4 protein-coding genes and 1 pseudogene are annotated in these 8,181 nt (G+C 36.0%); 1 reads left to right on the forward strand and 4 read right to left on the reverse strand.

Features of this window, described 5'->3' with window-relative positions:
* The first annotated feature begins 149 nt into the window (after positions 1-149).
* Positions 150-2,036 carry an ATP-dependent zinc metalloprotease FtsH2 gene (gene ftsH2, locus QNJ50_RS20520; protein WP_300638696.1) on the forward strand — a complete coding sequence of 629 codons (1,887 nt, stop codon included), beginning with the start codon at positions 150-152 and terminating at the stop codon, positions 2,034-2,036.
* Positions 2,037-2,205: 169 nt separating this feature from the next.
* Here ftsH2 and QNJ50_RS20525 read toward each other — a convergent pair whose 3' ends face one another.
* From QNJ50_RS20525 to QNJ50_RS20540, 4 genes and pseudogenes are all read right to left on the reverse strand, one after another.
* Entirely contained in the window at positions 2,206-3,321 is a 1,116-nt protein-coding gene (locus QNJ50_RS20525) for a response regulator (protein WP_366914304.1), read from the reverse strand.
* 34 nt (positions 3,322-3,355) lie between these two features.
* A complete protein-coding gene (locus tag QNJ50_RS20530) occupies positions 3,356-4,570 on the reverse strand; it encodes an EAL domain-containing response regulator (protein WP_300638708.1) in 1,215 nt (404 codons plus the stop codon).
* Between the two features lie 19 nt (positions 4,571-4,589).
* The gene (locus QNJ50_RS20535) at positions 4,590-7,769 is read right to left on the reverse strand and encodes a PAS domain S-box protein (RefSeq protein WP_300638698.1); all 3,180 of its coding nucleotides are present in this window, start codon (positions 7,767-7,769) and stop codon (positions 4,590-4,592) included.
* Between the two features lie 291 nt (positions 7,770-8,060).
* Positions 8,061-8,181 (reverse strand): annotated as a pseudogene (locus QNJ50_RS20540) (photosystem II q(b) protein); the annotation flags it as partial.

An 8,181-nucleotide genomic window follows, 5' to 3' on the forward strand; every position in this document is an offset into this window, starting at 1 on the left:
GCTCTGTAACAGTTCAGTTGGAACAGTTGTATTAAATAAAGTGGAATTATAAACATCCGTTTAACAGCATAGTAACAGGGAAATATATTCCTATATTCCTTCAAGTGCTATTGCTGATTAGTTGTATCAGCATCTAGAGGCAAATTAAAATGAAATTCTCCTGGAGAGTCCTAGTACTTTGGACATTGCCTGCTTTGGTAATTGGCTTTTTCTTTTGGCAGGGGGCTTTTAGTAGTTCTCCAGCTGATTTAACTAAAAATACAGCCAGTACCCGTATGACCTACGGGCGCTTTCTGGAATATCTGGATGCCGAGCAGATATCCACCGTAGATTTTTATGAAGGTGGAAGAACAGCCATCGTACAAACGAAGGATCCAGAACTTGATAATCGTTTGCAGCGAGTGAGGGTAGATTTGCCTATTAATGCTCCCGAGTTAATTGAGAAACTTGAGGAGAAAGGAGTCAACTTTGCTGCTCATCCCATGCGTAATGATGGAGCAATTTGGGGACTATTGGGCAATCTAATTTTCCCAATTTTACTTATTACCGGTTTATTCTTCTTGTTCCGTCGTTCTAGCAATATGCCCGGTGGTCCCGGTCAAGCAATGAACTTCGGTAAGTCTAAAGCACGTTTCCAAATGGAAGCTAAAACCGGAGTAAAATTTGATGACGTTGCAGGCATTGAGGAAGCAAAAGAAGAACTGCAAGAAGTAGTTACTTTCCTCAAGCAACCAGAAAGATTTACAGCAGTAGGGGCACGCATTCCCAAAGGCGTATTGTTAGTAGGACCTCCGGGAACTGGTAAAACATTATTAGCAAAAGCGATCGCTGGTGAAGCAGGCGTACCTTTCTTTAGTATTTCCGGTTCTGAATTCGTGGAAATGTTTGTTGGTGTTGGTGCTTCCCGAGTTCGCGATCTATTTAAAAAAGCTAAAGATAATGCACCATGTATTATCTTCATCGATGAAATCGATGCAGTTGGAAGACAGCGTGGTGCTGGTATTGGTGGTGGTAATGACGAACGGGAACAAACCCTCAACCAATTGTTAACCGAAATGGATGGTTTTGAAGGTAATTCCGGCATCATTATTATTGCTGCAACCAACCGTCCCGATGTTTTGGATGCAGCACTGTTACGTCCCGGACGTTTTGACAGACAGGTTACAGTGGATGCACCAGATATTAAAGGACGCTTGGAAGTACTTAGAGTTCATGCTCGTAATAAAAAGATTGACGAAAGCGTTTCTTTGGAAACCATTGCTCGTCGGACTCCAGGATTTACCGGTGCTGACTTAGCCAACTTGCTTAATGAAGCAGCTATTCTTACCGCCCGTCGTCGTAAAGAAGCTATTACCCTGTTAGAAATTGATGATGCAGTTGACCGGGTAGTCGCTGGGATGGAAGGTACTCCATTGGTAGATAGCAAGAGCAAACGCTTAATTGCTTACCATGAAATAGGACATGCTTTAGTTGGTACTTTACTTAAGGACCACGACCCAGTACAGAAAGTTACTTTAATTCCTCGCGGTCAAGCACAAGGGTTAACTTGGTTTACCCCCAGTGAGGAATCAGGTTTAATTACTCGTTCTCAACTTAAAGCCAGAATTACAGGTGCTTTGGGCGGTCGTGCAGCCGAAGATGTAATTTTTGGTAGAGATGAAATTACTACTGGCGCTGGAAATGACCTGCAGCAAGTAACAGGTATGGCACGACAAATGGTAACTCGTTTTGGGATGTCCGACTTGGGACCACTTTCCTTGGAAAGTCAGTCAGGAGAAGTTTTCTTGGGACGTGACTGGATGACTCGTTCGGAATATTCTGAGTCGATTGCAGCCCGTATCGACAGTCAAGTTCGCACAATTGTTGATGAGTGCTACAAGTCCGCGCTCGATATCATGCGCAATCATCGTTCTTTAATGGATCGAGTTGTGGATCTGTTAATCGAGAAAGAGACTATCGACGGAGATGAATTTCGACAAATTGTGTCTGAGTATGCAGAAGTACCAGATAAACCACAGTTTGCACCAAGCTTGTAGTTTAATTTATTAAGAATTTGATGGCACGGGTACGACAATGTCGTGCCCTTTTCTTATGATTATTTGCTCAGGAGCCAGAACATACCTCGCCCTTATGGACGAGCAGTGGAAGGGAGGAGATGAATAGACTGCGGCGAAGCACGAGCAAAATAATCTAAACACATGGGTACTAATAATTCTCAGTATGAACAGTACAAGGTAATTGAACTTGTACAATAGTTTCTTTATTTGGTTCGCTATAAATTTTAAATGTACCGTTATGTAATTCTGTCATGCGTTTAGCAATGATTAATCCTAAACCCATTCCTTGCTGTTCGTATATTTGGCGTTCGAACTGTTTGTAAGCACCTAAATTTCTAATTTGTTGGCTTGTCATTCCTCTTCCATAATCGATAAATGACAAATTAAATGTAGAGTCTTTTAACTTACTAATTATTCGTACAGTTCGATCTGCAGGAGAAAACTTGAAAGCGTTATCAAGAAGTTCTTCAATTATGATCAATAACCGAGTTGAACAAATTTTTACTTCACATGAAACTGGTGGATTCAGTTGTAAATCTACTTTTCTTTTTTCATATTTTGCTTTCTCCAGTATCAATTTATTTAAACTTAAGTTAGGAAACTGAGTGAGATTACTTTGCAACGAATTAATCCGTTTTGGATCGTTGTAAATCATCTCTAATTCTGTATACAGTAAAAACTTTTGAATTAACTTGAATAAACGTTGACCTGACTGATTTATTCCTTGCGCCATTTCCTGAATTTCTGCAACACTAAGAAATTCAGCTTCTTGGGTCAAAATTTCAGAGAAACCAAGGATTCCATTTAATGGCGTTCGCATCTCATGGGGTAAAGATAAGGCTATATTATTACGTAATTCATCTAATTGTTTTTGTGAGTGTTTATCAATTGCTATTTGTTTTTTTAATTTAGATGCAATTGCTCCAAGTAATTCTTGACTTGTAAAAGGTTTAGTTAAATAATCATCTGCACCCAGTTCCATACCCTGACGAAAATCTGAATTCGAAGCTTTTGCGGTCAGAAAAATAAAAGGTATGGTTGATAATTGAGGATTCTGACGTAATTTTTCTAGTACTCCATAGCCATCTAATTCTGGCATCATGACATCACAAATAACTAGATCAGGAACTTCTAACTCTGCTATCTGTAACCCAGCCATACCATTTTCTGCTACTACTACTTTGAAATCTTCCAAAGTGAGTAATTCAGCAATATTTTGTCTTAGATTTTCTTCATCTTCTATAACTAAAATTTTCTTCATCATCCTCTACACTTATTGCGAACAGTAAATTTGTTGCTTAAGTGGGCAAATATTTGGGATTGATTAATAAATCTTCGAATTCAGCTGCTGCTATTGCAGGACTGAATAGAAAACCTTGAATTGCATCACAGTTATTTTGACGTAAGAAATTTAATTCTGCTTCCGTCTCCACACCTTTAGCGATTACTTTAATATCTAAATTATGAGCTATTTGAATTAGTCCCTTTGTAATTGCCGACTTTTCAGGTTCATTAGCGATATTATGAATAAAATAGCGATCTATCTTTAAAGTATCAATAGGAAAATCTTTGAGATACACTAAAGAAGAATTTCCAGTGCCGAAATCATCAATAGTAATCTTGACACCTAAAGACTGTAATTTTTGCATTGTATAAACTGCTGTATGAAAATCACTCATAATTGTATTTTCAGTTATTTCTAATTCCAGATAATTTGCTGGAATCTCAAACTCAGCAAGAATTCTCGATATTTTTTGGTAAAAATCAACTTGGGTAAATTGGAAACTGGAGACATTTATAGAGAATAATAAAGAAGATAGGTTGGCTTCATCCCAAATTTTTGCTTGTTTGCATACATTCTCTAATATCCATTCGCCAATGGAGATAATTAAACCTGTAGATTCAGCTAAGGGGATTAACTCAGCCGGAGAAACCATTCCCAGTTCTGGACTAATCCATCTTACTAAACTTTCAGCAGCAATAATTTTACCGGAGATTATATCAACTATAGGTTGATAATAAGTCTGGAATTCGTGTCGTTGTCCAGCTTCAATTGCACGGCGCAAACTAGATTTAATTAGTAACATTTCTGGCGAAAAATCAATAATATCAGAATAGTTATTGGATAAATAATTTTTCATTTTAATTTGTTTATCCAAACGGCTATTAATAGCACCTAACAATTCTGCACGAGTAAACGGTTTTGTTAAATAATCATCGGCTCCCAAATCCATTCCTTTACGAACATCTCTCCGAGTAGATTTAGCTGTAAGAAAAATAAACGGAATTGTTGCAGTTAGAATTTCCTGACGCAATCTTGCTAATACACCATAGCCATCTATTTCTGGCATCATTAGGTCACATAAAATAATATCAGGAACTTGGGAGATAGCTAAATCTATTCCAACTTTTCCATTAGCAGCAGTAATAGTTTCAAACCCTTCAGCTTCTAATAAATCTGAAAGATTCTCACGTACGGAAATCTCATCTTCAATTAATAAAACTTTAGTCAACATATAACTATAATTATAATTAACTATTTGTGGCCATATTTAACGGTAGTTTTACAGTAAAAATAGTCCCATTACCCACTTTACTAATTACATTTATCTCTCCTTGACAAATATCAATACATTTTTTGACTATTGACAATCCTAATCCCGTACCTTGAATATTATCTACATTATTTGCACGATTAAATGATTCAAACAAATGTGGTAAATGGTCTTGGGGAATACCTATTCCTTGGTCTTTAATAGTAAAAACAGCATGATGATTTTGAATCACTATTGTAAAGTAAATAGGCTTGATATCTGGGGAATACTTAATTGCATTAGATAATAAATTACTCAATATATGTCTGAGTAACTTTTTATCCATATACACTTCAAGTGATTGATGATCGCAGTCAAAAATTATTTTCGTTTGAGGTTGATTTATTTGTAAATCTTCAATTAGAGAAAGAGAGTATTTTACTAGCTCAAAATATTTTGGTTTGCACTGTAGTTTGCCTGCTTCTGCTTTCTCTAAATTTAAAACATCTTCCAATAAATTAGTCATACGTTTAACTGCTAATTGAATTTTTTTAAGGTATTTAAATCTATTTTCCTTATTCCATTTGTGACCATAATTTTCTAATAATTCAGAGGATGAAAGAATCGTGGTTAATGGTGTACGAAATTCATGGGAAGTCGTACTTACAAAACGAGACTTTAGTTCGTTGAGTTCTTTTTCTTTTTCTAAAGCTTCTCTTAGTTGCTGTTCTAGTTTTTTATAGTCTGTAATATCTGTTTGGACAACAATAAAGTTAGTTAATATTCCATTTTGGCTGTATACAGGAGAAATGCTTAATTCATTCCAACATTCGCTATTATCTTTACGATAATTACGAATAATAGTGCTAAAAAATTTGTTTAATTGTTCTTCTGACAATAGTTTATTTGCTTCCAAATCATTATTGATATAGAAATCTCTACTTTGTCCTATTGCTTCTGATATTGAATAACCTGTAATATTTTCAAACGCTGAATTGACATACATTATTGGATTATTAGGAATAGTTGCATCACTAATTAATACTCCATTGTTACTAGCTGCAATTGCTCGTTCTCGCAATCTTAATTCTTTCTCAGTTCGCAAACGTTGAGTAATATCAGTATTGATATTAACAGTTCCAATTGATTCACCTGTAAAATTTTTTATTGCATCAGTTCTTAACTCAATATCAAGAATACGACCACTTTTACTTCGCATCGTCACTGCACCGCGCCAAGATTTACCTCTGTGAATTTTGGCGAATACTTTGCGGTAATCAGCATGACTAACATAAATAGCAGCTAAGCTTCCTAGAGTATTTAATTCTTCGGTGCTGTATTCAAATAATTCTCTGAAAGCACGGTTAAGGTGAATAACATTACCTTGAGAATCAGTCATACAGATCGCATCGCTAGCACATTCAATTGCTGTACGAAAACCAAGTAATGTTTCTTCAGATTGTTTGCGTTCGGTGATATCTTCGACTGTTCCAAGAATACCAACTACATTACCTTGAGCATCATGAAGTGGAACCTTGTTTGTCTCAACCCAAACTTTGTTACCATCGAATTGCTGTTGCGTTTCAATAATATGATATTGTGCTTGGTTAGTCGCCATCACTTTAGCATCCCATTGGCGTGAGGATTCAGAATATTCTTTGCTCCAGGACAAATCGTAGTCTGTCTTTCCAACTATCAATTGGGGATTATCGAAGCCTGCATTGTAAGCAAAATTACGATTACATCCAAGATATATCGAATCTCGATCTTTCCAAAAAACACCTTGCGGGATATTATCCATCACCAAGCGCAACATTTGTTGAGACTTGCGTAGTTTTTCTTCAATTTTCAGTCGCTCTTGTATCTCATCCATCAATTGGTGATTCGTTTGCTTTAAAATTTTGGTGCGCTCAGATACCCGTCTTTCTAAATCTGCATTGGTTTCTTGAAGAATATTTTGTGCTTGCTTGCGTTCAGTAATATCTTCTGAAATACCCGTAAGACGATAAACTTCTCCTAAATTATTTTTGAGAGGAAAACCACGTGTCCATACCCAACGCACCTCACCATCAGGACGAATTATTCGATATTCTTCGTTATAATTTCCATCTAAACTAGTAGTTATTTTTGCATTCAAGCGCTCCCTATCTTCTGGATGAACAGCATCGATCAGTTCCTCGGGATTTTCATAAAGAAGATCGCGCTTGCGTCCAAATATTTTTTCATACGCAGGATTAATATAGATAATTTTATTTTGCTTGATATCACGTACAAATAAAACTTGATGGATATTTTCTACTAGTTGTTGAAATAGCTGTACGCTTGACCAGAGATTATCTTCAATTAATTTATGGGATGTAATATCTCTTTGAATATTTACAAAATGAGTAATTTCTCCCTTTTCATCTGCAATCGGAAAAATATCCACCTCAACCCAATATTTGGCTCCATTTTTGTGATAGTTAATAAATTCAGTTGTAACCCGTAGACCACTTTGGAGGGCAGTATGAATTAATTCCCAGCCAGAATTATCTGTTAATTCGCTTTGGAGAATGGATGGTGTTTTTCCCAAAATTTCCCAAGCAGACCAGCCACTCATTTCGGTGAAAGCTTGATTAACGTAAATGATACAAGAATTAAAAGGAGTATCCAGAGAGTTAGCCTTAGTTAGGAGTACGGCATCTTTACTATTTGTGACGACTGACTCTAATAAACTCAATAGTTTATATTTTTGTCGATATGTTTCTCCATCATCTTTTGCTAGCAACGCTTGATAAATTTTTTCTAATGTAATATTTCCTATTAATTTACTTTGTCTATCTAGTACTGGTAGTATTCTTAAGTCATATTTTTTAAACAGTAAGAATAAACTTTGTGGGAAAATAAAATCTTCTATTTGAGATTCTGTGAGGGTGAACACTGAAGTTTTCATAACTTCAGAAATTTTTGCATGGGCAAAATCTACTCCCGTACTTACCAGACGCACTACATCTTGCTCAGAAAATAAGCCAATTACTTGCCATTCCTTAACTACTAAAACATCATTTATTGTTTTGCCTTCTTGATTCATTAACTTAATTACATCCAGCACCAAAGTATCTTCCGTAACACTGATGGGATAACGGTCAATAATAGTGTTAAAAAATTCTGAAGCTAGAGTTTCAGCAATTGGACGCATAAAATTATCAGAGAGCAAAATAAAACAAAAGCAGAGTTGAAGAACTCAAGAAAAAACTACTCTCTCAATATGTGTAAACTTTAAAAACTACGAATGACTAGGGTGTAAATTCGGAAAATTGCCTTTAAGGTAAAAATCCTTTGGCTGATAATCTTTTTTTGCTGTTTTTCAATAACCAAATTCTGAATAAAAATGCACACAAAAAATCACCCTCCATTCCTGGAGAGTGATTTTGATTTTAAGTAAATGCTTACTTAAGCTAAATATTCAATTTGTTGATGGTTGATAATATTAACCGTTGATTACAGGAGCGCTTACAGCAACGGGAGCTACTTCACCTGCAGCCAAGTCTAAGGGGAAGTTGTGAGCGTTACGCTCGTGCATTACTTCCATACCTAAGTTGGCACGGTTG

Source organism: Mastigocoleus sp. MO_188.B34, from assembly GCF_030065675.1.
GTDB lineage: Bacteria > Cyanobacteriota > Cyanobacteriia > Cyanobacteriales > Nostocaceae > Mastigocoleus.